16 protein-coding genes and 1 pseudogene are annotated in these 16,331 nt (G+C 71.5%); 10 read left to right on the top strand and 7 right to left on the bottom strand.

The genetic code is table 11. The features are described from left to right. Positions 1-80 precede the first annotated feature (80 nt). Complete coding sequence (locus LTT66_RS37335) at positions 81-2,012, top strand: Eco57I restriction-modification methylase domain-containing protein (protein WP_408638739.1); 1,932 nt, start codon at positions 81-83, stop codon at positions 2,010-2,012. Here LTT66_RS37335 and LTT66_RS37330 read toward each other — a convergent pair. Then, positions 1,977-2,336: pseudogene (locus tag LTT66_RS37330) on the bottom strand (TetR/AcrR family transcriptional regulator); the annotation flags it as partial. The gene LTT66_RS37335 and the pseudogene LTT66_RS37330 sit on opposite strands and share 36 nt — an antisense overlap. 343 nt (positions 2,337-2,679) lie before the next feature. Between LTT66_RS37330 and LTT66_RS03300 the strand changes: the two are divergent. Next, positions 2,680-3,492, top strand: a complete 813-nt coding sequence (locus LTT66_RS03300) for an SDR family NAD(P)-dependent oxidoreductase (protein WP_233063683.1) — start codon at positions 2,680-2,682, stop codon at positions 3,490-3,492. A gap of 119 nt (positions 3,493-3,611) precedes the next feature. Next, positions 3,612-4,607 (top strand): GAF domain-containing protein, encoded by a 996-nt coding sequence (locus LTT66_RS03295; protein ID WP_233063681.1) that lies wholly within the window; start codon positions 3,612-3,614, stop codon positions 4,605-4,607. Between the two features lie 24 nt (positions 4,608-4,631). Here LTT66_RS03295 and LTT66_RS03290 read toward each other — a convergent pair whose 3' ends face one another. The 3 genes from LTT66_RS03290 to LTT66_RS03280 all read right to left on the bottom strand — a co-directional run bounded on the left by LTT66_RS03290 (position 4,632) and on the right by LTT66_RS03280 (position 6,513). Continuing rightward, entirely contained in the window at positions 4,632-4,817 is a 186-nt protein-coding gene (locus LTT66_RS03290) for a hypothetical protein (protein WP_043688967.1), read from the bottom strand. A gap of 167 nt (positions 4,818-4,984) precedes the next feature. Further along, positions 4,985-5,500, bottom strand: coding sequence for a gamma carbonic anhydrase family protein (locus tag LTT66_RS03285; protein WP_233063679.1), 516 nt, complete (start codon positions 5,498-5,500; stop codon positions 4,985-4,987). A gap of 65 nt (positions 5,501-5,565) precedes the next feature. Then, a complete protein-coding gene (locus LTT66_RS03280; protein WP_233063677.1) occupies positions 5,566-6,513 on the bottom strand; it encodes a GlxA family transcriptional regulator in 948 nt (315 codons plus the stop codon). 71 nt (positions 6,514-6,584) lie between these two features. Between LTT66_RS03280 and LTT66_RS03275 the strand changes: the two genes are divergently transcribed. Next, positions 6,585-7,352 carry an MBL fold metallo-hydrolase gene (locus tag LTT66_RS03275; protein ID WP_233063675.1) on the top strand — a complete coding sequence of 256 codons (768 nt, stop codon included), beginning with the start codon at positions 6,585-6,587 and terminating at the stop codon, positions 7,350-7,352. 129 nt (positions 7,353-7,481) lie between these two features. After that, entirely contained in the window at positions 7,482-8,591 is a 1,110-nt protein-coding gene (ald, locus tag LTT66_RS03270) for an alanine dehydrogenase (RefSeq protein ID WP_233063672.1), read from the top strand. On the opposite strand, the gene sigJ is transcribed toward ald, so the two are convergent. Further along, positions 8,592-9,551, bottom strand: a complete 960-nt coding sequence (gene sigJ / locus LTT66_RS03265) for an RNA polymerase sigma factor SigJ (RefSeq protein WP_233063670.1) — start codon at positions 9,549-9,551, stop codon at positions 8,592-8,594. It abuts the gene before it with no gap. A gap of 148 nt (positions 9,552-9,699) precedes the next feature. Here sigJ and LTT66_RS03260 point away from each other — a divergent pair, with 148 nt between their 5' ends. After that, positions 9,700-10,617, top strand: a complete 918-nt coding sequence (locus tag LTT66_RS03260; protein ID WP_233063666.1) for a cobalamin biosynthesis protein — start codon at positions 9,700-9,702, stop codon at positions 10,615-10,617. Positions 10,618-10,913: 296 nt separating this feature from the next. Here the strand turns inward: LTT66_RS03260 and LTT66_RS03255 are convergent, their stop codons facing one another. After that, the gene (locus LTT66_RS03255) at positions 10,914-11,813 is read right to left on the bottom strand and encodes an SURF1 family cytochrome oxidase biogenesis protein (protein WP_233063664.1); all 900 of its coding nucleotides are present in this window, start codon (positions 11,811-11,813) and stop codon (positions 10,914-10,916) included. Next, positions 11,813-12,334: a low molecular weight protein-tyrosine-phosphatase gene (locus tag LTT66_RS03250; protein WP_195065282.1), complete on the bottom strand. Its 522-nt coding sequence runs from the start codon at positions 12,332-12,334 to the stop codon at positions 11,813-11,815. Before LTT66_RS03250 ends, LTT66_RS03255 begins: the two co-directional genes overlap by 1 nt. Positions 12,335-12,378: 44 nt before the next feature. On the opposite strand from LTT66_RS03250, the gene cobC reads away from it, so the two are divergent. The 4 genes from cobC (at position 12,379) to LTT66_RS03230 (ending at position 16,310) form a co-directional block, all read left to right on the top strand. Beyond that, positions 12,379-13,419 carry an Rv2231c family pyridoxal phosphate-dependent protein CobC gene (cobC, locus tag LTT66_RS03245; RefSeq protein ID WP_233063662.1) on the top strand — a complete coding sequence of 347 codons (1,041 nt, stop codon included), beginning with the start codon at positions 12,379-12,381 and terminating at the stop codon, positions 13,417-13,419. Positions 13,420-13,597: 178 nt separating this feature from the next. After that, a complete protein-coding gene (locus tag LTT66_RS03240) occupies positions 13,598-14,719 on the top strand; it encodes a Nif3-like dinuclear metal center hexameric protein (RefSeq protein ID WP_233063660.1) in 1,122 nt (373 codons plus the stop codon). A 136-nt stretch (positions 14,720-14,855) separates the two neighbouring features. Beyond that, positions 14,856-15,500 (top strand): hypothetical protein, encoded by a 645-nt coding sequence (locus LTT66_RS03235; protein ID WP_233063658.1) that lies wholly within the window; start codon positions 14,856-14,858, stop codon positions 15,498-15,500. Between the two features lie 72 nt (positions 15,501-15,572). Beyond that, positions 15,573-16,310, top strand: coding sequence for a zinc ribbon domain-containing protein (locus LTT66_RS03230; RefSeq protein ID WP_181720597.1), 738 nt, complete (start codon positions 15,573-15,575; stop codon positions 16,308-16,310). The last annotated feature ends 21 nt before the right edge of the window (positions 16,311-16,331 follow it).

The raw sequence follows: 16,331 nt of genomic DNA, 5'->3' as shown, positions 1-16,331 counted from the left end.
CGAGCGCGACGCGCGCAGCCGTGCGATCCGGTTGTCCGCGTTGCGGCAATCGGCGCGGCGGGACGAGGCAGAATCCCGATATGGCGTCCGAAGCCCCCGCCGCGCGGGACCGCAAACGGCACGGCAGGCATTACACGCCCCCGGTGCTGGCCCGGTTCCTCGCACAGCGGCTGTTACGCCAGGTCGCGCCCTCGGACGCGGGCGTCCTGCGCGTGCTCGATCCGGCCTGTGGTGACGGCGAGTTGCTGCTCGCGGTGCATCACGAGATCGCGGCGCGATTCCCGGGCACCCGGCTGGCGCTGACCGGCTACGACCTCGATGCCCGAGCGCTCGCGGTCGCCCGCGAACGCGCCGGTGCGGAAGGGATCGCCGCGCGCTGGCACCGAGCCGACTTCCTCGCGGTCGAATCCCGGCTCGCGGACGCCTCGTTCGACGCGGTGATCACCAACCCGCCGTACGTGCGCACCCAGCAATTGGGCGGATCGACCGCGCAGTTGCTGAGCAAGCGCTTCGGCCTGCGCGGCCGGATCGACCTGACCCATCCATTCGTCGCGACGCTGCCTCGGTTGCTGGCCGACGGGGGCGTGCTGGGGTTGTTGTGCGCCAACCGCTTCCTGACCACGAAGGCGGGCGCGAACATCCGGCGGCTGCTGCTGACCGACCTGGCGCCGGTCGAGCTGTACGACCTGGGGGACACCAAACTCTTCACCGCCGCTGTCCTGCCTGCGATCACCATCGCGCGGCGCGGGAGCTACGGCGACGGCTGCCGCTATGTCTCCGCCTACCAGGTCAGCGGTGCGACGCCTGGTGAGAAGACGCTTTTCGAGGCGCTTGCCGACTCGGACGGCTCGATTGTCGAGTTCAACGGCCGGACCTTCGCCGTGGAGGTCGGCGAGTTGGTGACGGCGACGCCCAGGGACGATTCCGGAATTCGGGGCGGCGAGAGTTCGACCGGCCGCACGGCGACACCCGGGAGGAAAGCGAATCGCCGGGACGTGTCCCACGAACCGGATGTCGCGTGGCGGATGTCGCACGACGCGGTCGATGCCTGGTTGACGAAGGTAGCGGCGGCGACCTGGCGCAATTTCGGTGACCTGGCACGTATCCGGGTCGGCATCAAGACGACCGCCGACCACGTGTTCATCTCCGATCGCTGGGCCGAAGCGCAACCGCGCCCGGAATCGGAATTGCTGCTCGACCTGATCACCCACCACGACCTCGCGCCGTGGCGGGCGGTCCGCGTGCGCGACGTTCGCGTGCTGTATCCCTACGACCTGGCCCGTTCGCGCCGGACGCCGATAGACCTGACCGAGTTCCCCGGCGCCGCCGCGTATCTGCTGTCGCATCGGGAGACGCTGGCCGGGCGACGCTACGTCGTCGAGAGCGGTCGACCCTGGTACGAGATCTGGGTTCCGCAGCGCCCGCACTTGTGGCGCGAGCCGAAACTGGTGTTCCCGGACATCAGCGACCGTCCGCGTTTCGCGCTCGACAGCTCGGGCGCGGTGGTCAACGGCGACTGCTACTGGATCTCGCTGCCCGATCTGTCGGAGGTGCCCGCCGAGGCGACGCGCTTGGCGTACCTGTTGATGGGCGTGGCCAATTCGGAGCTGGGGCTGCGGTTCTACGACGCGGTCTGCGGCAACCGGTTGTACTCGGGCAGGCGGCGCTGGATCACCCAGTACGTGTCGCGGCTGCCGGTGCCCGATCCGGCGTCCGCCCGGTCGGCGGAGGTGATCGACTTGGTGCGCGAGTTCGTGCGGGGCCGGGCGCCGGACCCGGCGGCACAGGCGGAACTGGACGAGCGGGTGGCCGCCGCGTTCGGCGTGCGGTTACGCGCTCACCCGGACCCCGACCATCGGCAGCAGGGTGCGGCGGGCGAACTCGCGCGCGGCGCTCTGGTCGCTGACCGGGATCAGGCCGTCGGGGGTGAGGGCGAGCGAGAGCGCGAGCCGGGCCATGATCTCGGCGACCAGATCGGCGTCGAAGTCGTGCGTGCCACGGGCATCCCGTAGTCCACGCAGTTTCTCGGCCAGGTAGTCCCGGCCGACGGCGAGTATCGGTCCGGCTTCGGTGGTGAGGCGGGGCAGGATCAGGTCGGGTTCGGTGCGCAGCAGCCTGCGCAGCAGTTCGTTGCCCGCGATGGCGCGGATGAACGCGACGAAGATCTCGACCAGCTGGTCGTCGGTGCCGGAGACGGCGTGCACCTGCTTGTCGATGGCGGCGACGAAGCGTTGCGCCTCCCGGACGCTGACCGCCTCGACGAGGTCGTTCTTCGATTCGTAGCGCCGGTACAGCGTGGCCGGGCTGATTCCCGCGCGGCGGGCGATCTCGCCCATGCTGGTTCGTTTGATGCCGAAGTCGAGGAATGCCGAGAGCGCGCTTTCCAGGAGCTTTTCCCCGTCGGCGACCGGCTTCTCCAGAATGCGCTGCAGTATGGGTGAGACGGTTGGCATCGGATCTCCAGTGGTTTCGGCGGCGGTGGCCGGCCCGTGGCCGGTAGACGCGGCATCGCGACGGGTGCGGGCGGGACGTCCATTATTTCATCGGTTCCGCACGGCGTGATCGGGCATTGCCGAACCGCGCCGCCCTCGGACAATAGGTCGCGTGTCCAGGTTTGGCTGACTAGCCTGTGGACGGTGTCCGGCCGCACCACCGGCCGGTGCGGAAAGGGGTTGGGCCATGGGGTATTTCGCGGATCGCGTCGTGGCGATCACCGGTGCGGGCTCGGGGATCGGCCGGGAATTGGCCGTGGCGTCGGCTCGTGCGGGGGCGTGGCTGGCGCTGTCGGACAAGTCGGCGGATGCCGTCGCCGAGACGGGCGTGTTGTGCGCCGCCGCGGGCCGGGAGCCCGAGGTGAGCACGGTGGACGTCACCGACCGCGCGGCCGTGTTCGAGTACGCGGAGCGGACCGTCGCGCGGTTCGGGCGGGTCGAGGCGCTGTTCAACAACGCGGGCATACTGCATGTCGGCAGCGTGCTGGAGTCACCGTTCAGCGACTTCGAACGGGTGATGGCCGTCGATTTCTGGGGTGTGGTCAACGGAACCAAGGCGTTCCTGCCGCATCTGCTGGCCGCCGAGCGCGCGCATGTCGTGAACATGTCCTCGGCCTTCGGATTGGTGGCGGTGGCACGGCACGCGCCGTACAACGCGGCGAAGTTCGCGGTGCGCGGCTTCACCGACTCGCTGCGCCAGGACATGCGGGCGGCGGGCGGCAACGTGCGGGTCACCGGCGTGTATCCCGGCGGCGTGCTCACCGGGATCGCCCGCTCGGCGAGTGTCGCGCCGGGTGTCGACGCGGCGCAGGTGGTGCGCCGATTCGAAGGGCACGTGGCGCGCACCCGTCCGGCCGCGGCGGCGCGGACCATTCTGCGCGGGGCGGCGCGCGGCGAGGCCAAGGTCCTGGTGGGACTGGACGCCGTCGTTGTGGACCTGGTCACAAGAATCGCCGGGTCGTACCACGAGAAGGTGCTGGACATGGTATTCCGTTCGTGACCGCGCGCAGGGTACGCGGTCACGGATGGGGATGACGAAATGACAACTGGCCGAACGTATCTCACGTTATGGTGGATGACCGCCGCGCCGCATCGGGACGGCACGCCGAGGCGCGAGCGGTGACGAAGTGGATTCTGCTCGAGTGTTTTTCGGGTTCGCCGGGGCAGGTGATCGCCGTGGGGTCCACGCCGAAGTCGTTCGTGCCGCTGACCAACATCGTGCGCAATCCGCTGTCGCTGGCCGACGCGCGGGCGGCGCTGCGGCAGGCCTGCGCCACCGGTGCGCCGGTCGCGCGGGCATCGGACGACGGCAGGCGCACGGTGCGGGCCGAGCCGCTGCTCATCGCGCCGCGGCAGGCGCATGCCGTGCGGCTGTGGGTGGGCCCGGCGCCGGAGCCGGTCGCCGCCGCGGACCCGATGGGCGCGTGGTACTTCGATCTCACGACCAACCGCTCGGTGCGCAGCGACGACCTGCTGGACCTGTACGGCGTCGCGCCGCGCGACCGCGCCGCCGAGCTGGCCATCGCCGGCGCGTTCACCCGGCTGGTCACCAACCGTGACGAGAGCGAGGCGCTGGCCAAGATCGTCAACTCGGCGCCGGGCACCGAGCACCAGGCGGTCTGGACCATCCGGCGCGACGACAACGCTCTGCGGGCCGGCCACTTCGCCTGCCGGATCGTCGCCGAGCCGGACGACGCCGGCGTACGGCACGTGCTGCTGCGCGGCGTGACCCAGGACATCGGCGCCGCCACCACGGTCTCCGCGGCCCCGCCACCGGCGATCCTGGAGTACGCGGTGCTGGAAGCCGCCACCGAGCCGGGCGAATACCGCGCGATCGTCAATCTGCGCTCGTTGCGGCTGATCCGGTGGATCGGCGCGCCCATGCCGGAGATCGCCTGGGAGGACCTTCCCTGGCAGCCGAGACCGCAGATCCATCCGGACGATCTGGTCACCGCGCAGGCCATGTCGCGCGACCTGGCGCGGCATCGTACCGAGGGGACGGTGCGCTTGCGCCGTCTCGACGGGGGTTGGCAACGGGTGCGGGTACGGGCCGCGCTGATGGCGCTGGATCAGCACACCACGGCCGGACTCGCCACGGTCACCGCGGCATCATGAACCGCGGTGACCGTGGCGTCGAAGTCATTGGCGCGGCAGATCCAGCTCGGCCATTTCCTTCTCGATCGCATTCGCGGCGAAATCCACACCGCGCGAACGCAATTCATGAACCCGGCGCTGGAGTGCCTCGACTCCGCCGGGTTGGGCCGCGATGTCGGCGACGCTGATCCGGCCCATGGGCCGGTGCACGCCCGACTGCACGTACGACACCGTGTTACCTCCTGCCTGCACGCTCGCCCACCCATCGACCCGGGTGGGTTCACCACTGCGCTACAAGTCGCACGACTACCGTGTCGACAGGAGAGCCCGGGTCGCCGGGCACGCTGGCAGAATGCTATCAGCGATTTCTGCTGGACACCTGACCAGTGTGTTCCGTTTCACACCGCATTTCCCGTGCGATGTTGAGTTGTATTTGCTAGGTAGACAGTCGCATTCAGGCGAATGCGATCTTGTTCCTCGGCGCGGAGTTCCCGGCGCACCTTGCCGGGCACGCCCGCCACGAGCGAGCCGGGCGGGATCTTCGCGCCCTCCGGGATGAGCGCGTTGGCCGCGATCAGGCTGCCCGATCCGACGACGGCCCCGTTGAGGATGGTGGCGCCCATGCCGACCAGTACGTCGTCGCCGATCGTGCACCCGTGCAGGATCGCGTTGTGGCCCACCGACACCCCGGCTCCGACGGCAAGCGGGAAGCCCGGGTCGGCGTGCAGCACGCAGCCGTCCTGGATATTGCTGCGCGCGCCGACCGTGATCGTCTCCAGGTCGGCGCGCAGCACCGCGCTGTACCAGACGCTGACCTCGGCACCGAGCCGCACCCGGCCGATCACGGTGGCGTTCGGCGCGATCCACGCGCTCTCATCGATCTCCGGCGCATGCTCGCCCAGCTGAATCCGCATGTTCATGAACATAACGGGCGCGTCCGGGTGAGCGTCCGCAGCCCGCGGCGAGGCGCGGTGGCCGCTCAGCCGCGCCCCTGGAAGCTGGTGCGATGGGCGGCCGGGCTGGTGCCGAGAATGCGGTGGAAGTGGTGGCGCAGGCTCACCGCTGTGCCGAAGCCGGTGTCGGCGGCGATGCGTTCCACGCTGTCGGCGGTGGACTCGAGCAACAGCCGCGCCCGGTCGGTGCGCTGCAGCAGCAACCACTGCTGCGGGCTGCTGCCGGTGCGGTCGCGGAAGCGGCGGGTGAAGGTGCGCCGCGACATGAGTGCGACCCTGGCCCAGCCGTCCAGGTCGATCGGGTCGCCGAGATGGGTCCGCGCCCAGACCATGGCGCGTTCGATCGGATCGTCCTGGGCGGCGTCGGGTACCGCGACCGGGATGTACTGCGCCTGTGAGCCGCTGCGGTGCGGTGCGGTGACCAGCGCCCTGGCCAGCTCGGTGGCGGCTTTGCTGCCCAGATCGCCGCGGACCAGGTGCAGGCAGCAGTCCAGTGCCGCGGCCACGCCGGCCGATGTCACCACGTCGCCCAGGTCCGACCACAGCGTGTCGGCGCGGACGCGGACCGCGGGAAACGCGCGGGCCAGTTCGGCGGCGGCGGCCCAGTGCGTGGTGACCTCACGTCCGTCGGCCAGCCCGCTGGCGGCCACCGCCCAGGAGCCGAGGCACAGCCCGACGATCCGCGCGCCGCCCGCGTGGGCGGTGTGCAGCGCGGCGCGCAGGTCGCCCGACAGCGGCATGCCGGCTCGCCAGCTCGGGATCACGACCGTGTCGGCGCGGGTCAGCGTATCGAGGCCGTGCCGGACATCGATGTCGAATCCGGCGGGCGTAGTGAGGCTTCCAGGTTGCTCGGCGCACACGTCGACTCGATACGGCCCGGACCCGTCCACCCCTATCCGCCCGAAAACGAGGCTGGGTACCGACAGGTGGAATGGACTGATCCCGTCGTAGGCGAAGACGGCTACGGTGCGCATGGCCCGATCTTAACGATGAGCGGCTCACGGGCCACTGTCGGTCGGCGCGCGCGCCGGACAAGATCAACGGCATGAGCGACACGATCGAACGCACCACCCTGGAAGTCCTGCACGTCGGCGGCCCGACACTGCGGTTCCGCTACGCCGGCCGCACGTGGCTGACCGATCCCACCTTCGACGAGCCCGGCGACTACCCCGGGCCCGTCACGCTGCACAAACTCGTCGGACCCGCGGTGTCGCCGCAAGAGGTCGGCCCGGTGGACGTCGTGCTGCTCTCGCACGACGAACACGCCGACAACCTGGACAACTCCGGCCGCGAATTCCTGGGCACCGTGCCGACCGTGCTGTCCACGCCGGGCGCGGCGACCAGGATCGAGGGTGTACGCGGCCTGGAGAACTGGGAGACCGTGACGGTGCACGGGGTGCAGGTGACCGGCGTGCCCGCCCTGCACGGCCCGGAGGGCTGCGAACCGATCACCGGAATCGTCACCGGGTTCGTGCTGCGGGCCGAGGGAGAACCGACGGTGTACGTCTCGGGGGACAACGCCTCCGTCGACGTGGTGCGGCGCATCGTCGAACGGATCGGCCGGATCGACATCGCCGTGCTCAACGTCGGCGCCGCGAACGTCGGCCGCTTCATCGAGGCCGACGTCACCTTGAACGCGCGCACCGCCCTGCTGGCCGCCGAAGTGCTCGGCGACGCCGTGATCGTGGCGGTGCACGGCGAAGGCTGGGCCCACTTCAGCGAGACGCTCGACTATCTGGGCCGAGCGTTCCGCTACGCCGGTCGCGCCGACCAACTGCGCATACCGCCCTTGGGGCGGGCGGCCACCGTATGACGCCCGCGCGGTCGCTCAGCTGAGCAACGTGCCGAGAAACCGGCGCGAAGGGCGGGCCCCGGGTGGTCGGCGTGCGCGACCGGCGCGTCGCTCGTGGCGCGGGCACGGTGGCGGGGCCACGATGGCGGTATGAGGATCGGAGTACCACGGGAGGTCAAGGAGCAGGAGTTCCGGGTAGCCCTGACTCCGGCGGGCGCCGGGGAACTGGCGGGCCAGGGACACGACGTGCTGGTGCAGGCCGGCGCGGGCGTCGGATCGGGGTTTCCCGATGCCGAGTTCGCCGCGGCGGGGGCGCGTCTGGTCCCGGACGCCGACCAGGTGTGGCGGGAAGCCGAACTGGTGCTGAAGGTGAAGGAGCCGATCGCGCAGGAGTATCCGCGGCTGCGTCGCGGGCAGGTGCTGTTCACCTTCCTGCACCTGGCCGCGTCGCGCGAATGCACCGACGCCGTGCTGCGCTCGGGGATCACCGCGATCGCCTACGAGATGGTCCGTGCCGCCGACGGATCGCTGCCGCTGCTGGCCCCGATGAGCGAGATCGCGGGCAAACTCGGCGCCCAGGTCGGCGCGTACCACCTGATGGCGCCGCTGGGCGGCGCCGGACTGCTGCCCGGCGGCGTCCCCGGCGTGCGTCCGGCGGAGGTGGTGGTGCTCGGCGGCGGCGTCGCGGGCTCGAACGCGGCCGCGGTCGCGGTGGGCATGGGCGCCCGCGTCAGCGTGCTCGACACCAACCTGCACCGATTGCGCGAACTCGACGCACGCTTCGCCGGGCGGGTGATCACCGTCGCGTCGAACGCCGCGGAGATCCGGCGCGCGGTGCTGTCGGCCGACCTGGTGATCGGCGCGGTGCTGGTCCCCGGTGCGCGCGCGCCGAGACTGGTCACCGACGACCTCGTCGCGGGCATGCGTCCCGGCGCGGTGCTGGTGGACATCTCCATCGACCAGGGCGGCTGCTTCGCCTCCGCGCACCCGACGACGCACGCGGACCCCACCTTCCGGGTAGCGGACGCGCTGTTCTACTGCGTGGCCAACATGCCGGGAGCGGTGCCGCACACCTCGACGATCGCGCTGACCAACGCGACCCTGCCCTATGTGCGCGCGATCGCCGCTCTGGGCTGGAAAGAGGCGTGCGCCGCGCACCCCGATCTCGCGCACGGGCTCACCGCGGACGCCGGGCGGCTGCTCTCGGCCGAAGTCGCGGCCGCGCACGGGTATTCGAGGCCGCTCGGCGTCGCGGGCTGACTACTCCTGCTCGGCCCGGCCCTCGCCGAGGTACCAGTCCGGCTCGCCGCTGGTGGGCAGGTCGCGCAGCTTGTCCGGGTTGCGGACCACGTCGATCGCCACGATATGGCCGTCGTCGACGGTGAAGGAGAAGACGCCCGTGTGGGTGCCGTCGAAGACCACCAGCCCGGGCTGGCCGTTGACCAGCACCGCGCGGCCCCAGGCGCCCGCTGCGGACGGCGCGTGGTACCAACCGAGCAGCAGCTTGGCCACCAGTTCGGCGCCGTGCACCGGCTGCCGGATCGCGGGCACCTTGCCGCCGCCGTCGGCGGTGAGGCTCACGTTCGAGTCGAGCACGCCCAGCAGCGCGCTGAGATCGCCGGAACGCCAGGCCAGCGCGAAGGCCGACACCACCTTCTTCTGCTCGTCGGGCGAGGCCGGGAAGCGCGGCGTGCCGTTCTCGACGTGCTTGCGGGCCCGGGAGGCGAGCTGACGGACGGCGGCCGGAGTGCGACCGACCACGTCGGCGACCTCCGGCCCGCTCATGCCGAAGACGTCCTGGAGCACGAACGCGGTGCGCTCGGCCGGCGACAGGGACTCGAGCACCACCAGCAGCGCGGTGGTGACCCGCTCGTCCTGGGTGATCCGGTCGGCGGGGTCTTCCCAGGTGGTCACCTCCGGCTCCGGCAGCCATTCGCCGACGTACTGTTCGCGGCGGATGCGCGCGGAGCCGAGGTGGTCGAGGGCGAGGCGGCCGGTCACGGTGGACAGCCAGGCGCGCAGGTTGTCGATCTCGCCCGCGGCGCCCGCCTCGTACTGGCGCTGCAACCGCAACCACGCCTCCTGCACCACGTCGTCGGCGTCGCTGAGGCTGCCCAAGGTGCTGTAGGCGAGCCTGCGCAGATACGGCCGGTGCTCCTCGAACTGCCGGGCCAGCTCGGCTTGGTCGAGGGGCTCGCGGGAAGGCTGTTCGGAGGTCACTTCTGTTCGCCCGTTCGTCGTTCGGCCCCTGCGGGGGCGAGTCTATGGTGCATCACCAGGACGACGACGCAGGGGAACAGAGTGTGACACGGCCGTAGGGGACGAGCCGTGTGCGCGGCGCCGGTCGCCCACCCGATAACCTCGCCGGGTGCAGAAGGGGACTTCCACCGCGATCGGGTTGCTGCTCGGATTCGCGCTCGACCGGTCGTTCGGCGATCCGCGCCGGTGGCACCCGGTGGCCGGATTCGGTTCGGCGGTGGCGGCTCTGGAGTCGGTGACCTATGCCGACCGGCGCGCGGCGGGACTGGTGCACGAGGCGCTCGCCGTCGGCGCGGTGGTCGGACTCGGCGTGGCCGCACGGCGCGGCGGGGTGGTGTCGACCGCGGTCGCGACCTGGACCGTCCTGGGTGGACGCAGTTTGGCCCGGACCGGTCATGCGATGGCCGACCGGTTGGCGGACGGCGACCTCGACGGCGCTCGCGCGCTGCTGCCCTCGCTGTGCGGTCGCGATCCGCAGGCGCTCGACGCGAACGGACTCGCCCGCGCGGCCCTGGAGTCCATCGCCGAGAACACCTCCGACGCGGCTGTGGCCCCGGTGCTCTGGGGCGCCGTGGCGGGCGTCCCGGGTTTGCTCGGCTATCGCGCGGTCAACACGCTCGACGCGATGATCGGCTACCGCAACGAGCGCTACCGGCGTTTCGGCTGGGCGGCCGCGCGCGTCGACGACGTGGCCAACCTGATCCCGGCTCGCCTCACCGGTTTGCTCACCGCCGCGCTCGCCCCCATGATCGGCGGGCGGCCCGCGGCGGCTCTCGACGCCTGGCGCAGGGACGCCGCCGGGCACCCCAGTCCCAACGCGGGGGTGGTGGAAGCATCGATGGCCGGGGCGCTCGGCGTCCGGCTGGGTGGCCGCACGCAGTATCCGCACGGCGTCGAACTGCGACCCGTCCTCGGCGACGGTCCGGCCCCCACCGTGCACGACCTGCGCCGGGCAGTTCGTCTATCCGAGGCCGTGCAACTCACCGCCGCCCTGTTGGCCGCCGCCGTGGCGGCGACCAAGCGCTGAGCGGTTTCGCGCGGGTACCTCGGCGGGCGGCACCACCTCGAGCCGGAACATTTGCGGGTGGTACGTGATCGGCGGGCCGCCGATCACGTACCCGCATTCCGCAGACCGTCGGTATCGGCGCGTCGACCTGGGATGGCGCGATGTCGACTCGGGGCTTCGAACAGTGCCTGCTCCGGCACGGTGAGGAGCACCGGCTGCCGCTCGGCCCGCGTGCGAAGTCCCCCCGCCGCGTCGGGCATCCTCCGGTGGTCCTCCGTGCAGAGGACGGCTCGCGGCGAGCATCCGCCGGGCCGGAATCAACCGCGGCCGCGGCCGTAACGGTCGGCGAGGCGCGCCTGGGTGGTCGGTGCGGCGGGCGGGCTCGGCGTGGTCGCGGGAATCGGCTCGGAGCGGGCTGGTTCGGCGGGGGATGCCGCGCGGGGTGGCTGTGCCGCGGCCTTTTCCTTCCTTCGTTCCCGGATCTCGGCGTAGACGAAGTAGCCGAGGCCCAGGGGAGCCATGATGCCGAAGGCGAGCCATTGAAGGCCGTAGGACAGGTAGGGCCCCGCCTCGAGTCGGGGCAGGGGGGTGGGGGTGAAGGCGCCCGGTTGGTTCTCGCTCAGCTGCAGGTAGCCGCCGCGGTCGCCGGTCGGGAGGGCGGTCAGGGTCTGGTTCAGCACCGTCGACTCCTGGGTGGTGTCGATGGAGTACACCTGGCGGTAGCCGTCCTGGACGCTCGGGTCCTTGCCGGGCGTGACGCCCTCGGACATCCGGACGCGGGCCTCGATGCGCTGCGGACCGGCGGGCGGCTCGGGGATCCGCGGCGGGCGCGTGCCGTCGACCGCCGACACCAGCCCGCGGTCCACGAGCAGCACGCGGCCGTCGTCCAACCGGAACGTGGCGAGCGCCGCGTATCCGGGAGCACCGTCGAGGTGGCGCAGCCGCACCAGCACGGTGGAGTCCGGTACATAACTGCCGGAGGCGGTGACGCGCCGCCACTCGGTGGGCGTGCCGCTTCCGGTCTCGGACAGCACGGCGGTGACGTCGACGGGCTCGGCCTTCACCGAGTCGGCGATCAGCTGGTTGCGGTGCGAGGTGGCCGTGTTCTTGCCGAGTTGCCACGGCGCGAGCACGGTGAAGCACAGGTAGGCGAACGCGGCGACGAGCACCGCCAGGATCAGCCAGCTGGGGCGCAGCAGGAAGGCGAGCCTGCGCATCAGGATCGCTCGTCGGCGACTAGGCGCGGATCGGGCGGCTCGGCGGCGGCCAGTTCGGCGCGCACCCAGTCGAGCAGACCGGGCACCGCCGCCTCGATCTGAGCGCGCACGAGTTCGAAGTCGGCCGCGTCGCCGTAGTAGGGATCGGCGACGTCCTCACCGTCGGCGTCCGGGTCGAAGGCGCGCAGCAACCGCAGCCGCTCGGCCGGGATGCCCAGGCGTGCCAGGTCGCGCCGGTGCGAGCGGTCCAAGGCGATCACCAGGTCGGCGTCGCTGTGCGCGGCGCCGAACACGGCGGCGATGTGGCCGGTCGGGTATCCGTACTTGCGCAGGGTCGCGCTGGTGCGCGGGTCGGCGTCGGCGCCGACGTGCCACGAACCGGTGCCCGCGCTGCTGACCCGTACCCGATTGGCCAGTCCGGCCCGGTACAGGTGCGACGCGAAGATCTTTTCCGCCATCGGAGAGCGGCAGATGTTGCCGGTACAGACGAACGAGACGTGCAGCTGACCCACGCCTGCCATTCTGGCCGGTCCTGCTACCCGGCCGCCACGTAGGGTGTGTTCTCGTGGCCGAGGACACCGTCGATCGCGCGAAACTGCGTCACCACGGCGACGTGGACGCGCGGGCGGGCATGCTCGATTTCGCGGTGAACGTGCAAGGGATCGCGCCGCCCGAGTGGCTGCGGCGCCGTCTGGCCGCGCGGCTGTCCGATCTGGGCCGCTATCCGAGCGCCGAGGACGCCGAAGCCGCCCGCCGCGCGGTCGCGGCCCGGCACGGCCGCGTTCCCGGCGAGGTGCTGCTGCTGGCGGGCGCCGCCGAAGGCTTCGCGATGCTGCCCCGCCTCGCCCCGCGCTCGGCCGCGGTGCTGCACCCGTCGTTCACCGAGCCCGAACTCGCGCTGCGCGAGGCCGGCGTCCCAGTGACCAGGGTGGTGCTGCGGCCGCCCTACCGGCTGGATCCCGCGGCGGTGCCCGTCGAGGCCGATTTGGTGGTGCTGGGAAACCCGACCAACCCGACCTCGGTGCTGCACCCGGCCGACACCATCCGCGCCCTGCGCAGGCCGGGGCGCGTCATCGTGGTCGACGAAGCCTTCGCCGACGCGGTGGCGGGCGAGCCGGAATCCCTCGCCGCCGACTCCGCGCCCGACCTGCTCGTGCTGCGCAGTCTCACCAAGACCTGGGCGCTGGCCGGTCTGCGCTGCGGCTATTTCCTCGGGGCGCCCGACGTTCTCGCGCGCCTGGACCACGGGCGGCCGCACTGGCCGCTGGGCACCCTGCAATTGGAGGCGATCACCGCCACCGCGAGCCCGGCGGCCGTCGCCGAGGCCGCGCGCGGCGCCGAGACGCTCGCGGTGCATCGCGCCGCCATGATCGAGCGTCTGACCGGCGTGGGCGTCGACGTCCACCTCCCGGCGGAGGGCCCGTTCCTGCTGCTGCGCGTGGCGGACGGCGAATTGCTACGCAAACATCTGGCCGCCGAGGGCATCGCGGTCCGTCGCGCGGACACCTTCCCCGGCCTCGGCTCGGATCATCTGCGGGTCGCGGTCCGTGGCGGCGCGGAGGTCGATCGGCTGGTCGCCGCGATCCGGTCGGCGGATGTCCGGTGAGCGCGTTTCGGCCGCGCGAGGCGGGTCGCGGACCCGATGCCGAGCGCCGAGCGGACGCGGGCGCCGCACGGCGATCTCGGGCGCCCGGTGCGCGGGAGGCCGCGCGGCGCTCGAACCAGCACCGGGCAGTCGGGGAACGAGCGAAGCAGTGCAGGAGCGATGTGAAGGAAGGTGGACGATGACCACGCTCGCGGATCTCATCGGGGTGCTCGACGCGGCCTACCCGCCCGCGCTGGCCGAGTCGTGGGACTCGGTCGGCCTGGTCTGCGGTGACCCGGCCGAGGAGCTGACCCGGGTGCTGTTCGCGGTCGACGCGACCGCGGCGGTCGTCGACGAGGCGATCGACTGGCGCGCGCAGGCCCTGGTGGTGCACCACCCGCTCCTGCTGCGCGGCGTCGACACCGTCGCGGCGAGCACGCCGAAAGGCGCACTGCTGCACCGGCTGATCCGTTCCGGTTGCGCGCTGTTCACCGCGCACACCAACGCCGACTCCGCCGCTCCCGGTGTCTCCGACGCGCTCGCCGCGGCGCTCGGTCTCACGGTGACCGGACCGCTGGACGCGAAACCCGAGTCCGCCGTGGACAACTGGGTGGTCCAGGTACCACGCACGCACACCGAGGCCGTGCTCGCCGCGCTTTTCGCCGCCGGTGCGGGCGGGAGTGGGAACTATTGCGACTGTGCGCTGCGGGTGCCCGCGACAGGGCAGTTCCGTCCGGTGGCCGACGCGGCTCCGGCGCAGGGCACGCTGGGCGAACTCCAGCACGTCGACGAGGAACGGATCGAGGTGGTCGCCCCGCCCGCGGTGCGCTCGGCCGTGCTCGCCGCGCTGCGCGCCGCGCATCCCTACGAAGACCCGGCGTACCACATCAGTGAACGCGCCCAGTTGCCGTCGTCGCTCGGCATCGGCCGGGTCGGCACGCTGCCCGAACCGGAAACGTTGCGCGCGTTCACCGATCGCGTGGCCCGTTCGCTCCCGCACACCGCGTGGGGCGTTCGCGCCGCGGGCGACCCGGACCGCACTGTCTACACCGTCGCGGTGTGCGGGGGAGCGGGCGACTCCTACCTGAACAGGGCCACCAGGCTCGGCGTCGACGTGTATGTCACCGCCGACCTGCGCCACCATCCGGTCGACGAGCACTTGCGCGCGGGCGGTCCCGCATTGGTCGACGCCGCGCACTGGGCCACCGAATTCCCTTGGTGCGCGCAGGCCGAAGCGCTCGTCCGGAGCGCACTGCCCAGCCTGGAGACCAGGGTGTCCACCTTGCGCACCGACCCGTGGACGGTGCGTTCGCCCAGCTGAGCACCGAGCGTCTGCGTCCGATGCCGTTGTCCCGGCGACGAACTGAGCACGGCGTGTCGGGGCGTGTCCGCCCGGGGCCGTAAAGGGTTGGGCGGTTCGGGTGAATCGAGTAGTTCGTGCGGGGTACAACTACCGCATGAACTTCCCGGTTGATTTCGGGCTCGTGCAGATCGGGCTGATCCTGCTGCTGGTCGTCGGTGTGGCGCTGATCGTCTCCGGTCTGGTCGCCGCGCGCCGGGTGGGTATGCGGCCGCTGCTCGCGCGCGGGACGGGCGGGCTCGCGCTGCTGCTGGTCGCTGTGGTGTTGCTGTGGATCGCGACCCTGCTGCAGACGTATCTCGGACTGACCGGTGAGATCAAGGCGGCCCATGTGGTGGCCAAGCCGGTGCCGGGGCAGGAACACCAACTGGACGTCGACCTCACCCTGTACGGCGACGACGACCACCCCGAACAGCGCAAGACCTACCGGGTCGAGGGCGATATGTGGGTACTGCAATCGGGCATCGTCGAGCTGGAACCGTGGGTGAACGCCCTGGGCTTCCATTCCGGCTACCGGATCAGCCGCCTGTACGGCCAGCGCCTCGACGGCGTCGCGACCACGCAGAACCAGATCTTCCTCAACGAGGGCGACCAGGACTTCTTCGCCGACATGCGCGAGGGCCGCTGGTGGACCGAGCCGTTCGTCCGCTCCGCCTACGGCAACGCCGTGATCGCGGTGCCGGGCGAATACGACGTCTACATCTCCCGGGATGCCATCAAAACCCGCACCGTCGGCGGCTGACGCCGGTCCACCGGCCCGGCGGGGTACGGTTGAACACCAGTCCCGTCCACCCCCTCCAGGAGTTTGTCCGCGTTGAATGTCGAACCCACGATCCAGGCCGCACTGCTGCGGCTCGCCTCCGTCGACGCCGAGCTGACCCGGATCGCGCACCGGCGCACCGTGCTGCCCGAGCAGCAGGAGGTGGCCCGGCTGGAGGCCGAGCGCAACGCGCACAAAGACGCCGCGGTGGCGGTGGAGATCGTGCTGGACGACCTCGACCGCGACATTCGCAAGCTGGAGGGCGAGGTCGAGGCGGTGCGCAAGCGCGAGGACCGCGACAAAGGCATGCTCACCGCGGGAACGGTGAACGCCAAACAGCTTTCGGAGATCCAGCACGAGCTGGGCAGTCTGGAGCGCCGCCGCTCGATCCTGGAGGACGAACTGCTCGAGGTGATGGAGCGGCGGGAGGCCTCCGCCGCCGACCACGAGCACGCGGGCGCCCGGCTGAGCAAGACCGAGGACGAACTCGCGGCCGCGCAGCGGCATCGCGACGAGGCGCTGGCGGATCTGGACGTGGCGCAGACCCGCTGTCACAACGACCGTGCCGCCGTGGTGGCGAAGCTGCCCGGTGAAGTGCTCGCGATCTACGACCGTCAGCGCGAACAGCACGGCGTCGGCGCCGCGCTGCTGCAGGCTCGCCGCTGCGGGGCGTGCCGTATCGAGCTCGATCGCGGTGAGATCGCGCGCATCGCCAAGACGGCGCCCGACGTGGTCGTGCGCTGCCCGGAGTGCGGCGCGATTCTGGTCCGGACCAAGGAATCGGGGCTGTGAGCTCACCGCGAGCGGGTGCCG

Source organism: Nocardia gipuzkoensis (assembly GCF_021183645.1).
Lineage (GTDB): Bacteria > Actinomycetota > Actinomycetes > Mycobacteriales > Mycobacteriaceae > Nocardia > Nocardia abscessus.
The sequence above is the reverse complement of the archived record's forward strand: the minus strand, read 5'-3'. Positions and strand labels throughout refer to the sequence as shown.

Excerpts from the sequence above, each read along its gene's own strand:
- LTT66_RS03235 (WP_233063658.1), top strand. The coding sequence starts at position 14,856 with ATGAACTTCCCGGTTGATTTCGGGCTCGTGCAGATCGGGCTGATCCTG.
- LTT66_RS03300 (WP_233063683.1), top strand. The coding sequence starts at position 2,680 with ATGGGGTATTTCGCGGATCGCGTCGTGGCGATCACCGGTGCGGGCTCG.
- LTT66_RS03285 (WP_233063679.1), bottom strand. The coding sequence starts at position 5,500 with ATGCGGATTCAGCTGGGCGAGCATGCGCCGGAGATCGATGAGAGCGCG.
- LTT66_RS03255 (WP_233063664.1), bottom strand. The coding sequence starts at position 11,813 with ATGCGCAGGCTCGCCTTCCTGCTGCGCCCCAGCTGGCTGATCCTGGCG.
- ald (WP_233063672.1), top strand. The coding sequence starts at position 7,482 with ATGAGGATCGGAGTACCACGGGAGGTCAAGGAGCAGGAGTTCCGGGTA.
- LTT66_RS03280 (WP_233063677.1), bottom strand. The coding sequence starts at position 6,513 with ATGCGCACCGTAGCCGTCTTCGCCTACGACGGGATCAGTCCATTCCAC.
- LTT66_RS03240 (WP_233063660.1), top strand. The coding sequence starts at position 13,598 with ATGACCACGCTCGCGGATCTCATCGGGGTGCTCGACGCGGCCTACCCG.
- LTT66_RS37335 (WP_408638739.1), top strand. The coding sequence starts at position 81 with ATGGCGTCCGAAGCCCCCGCCGCGCGGGACCGCAAACGGCACGGCAGG.
- LTT66_RS03275 (WP_233063675.1), top strand. The coding sequence starts at position 6,585 with ATGAGCGACACGATCGAACGCACCACCCTGGAAGTCCTGCACGTCGGC.
- LTT66_RS03250 (WP_195065282.1), bottom strand. The coding sequence starts at position 12,334 with ATGGCAGGCGTGGGTCAGCTGCACGTCTCGTTCGTCTGTACCGGCAAC.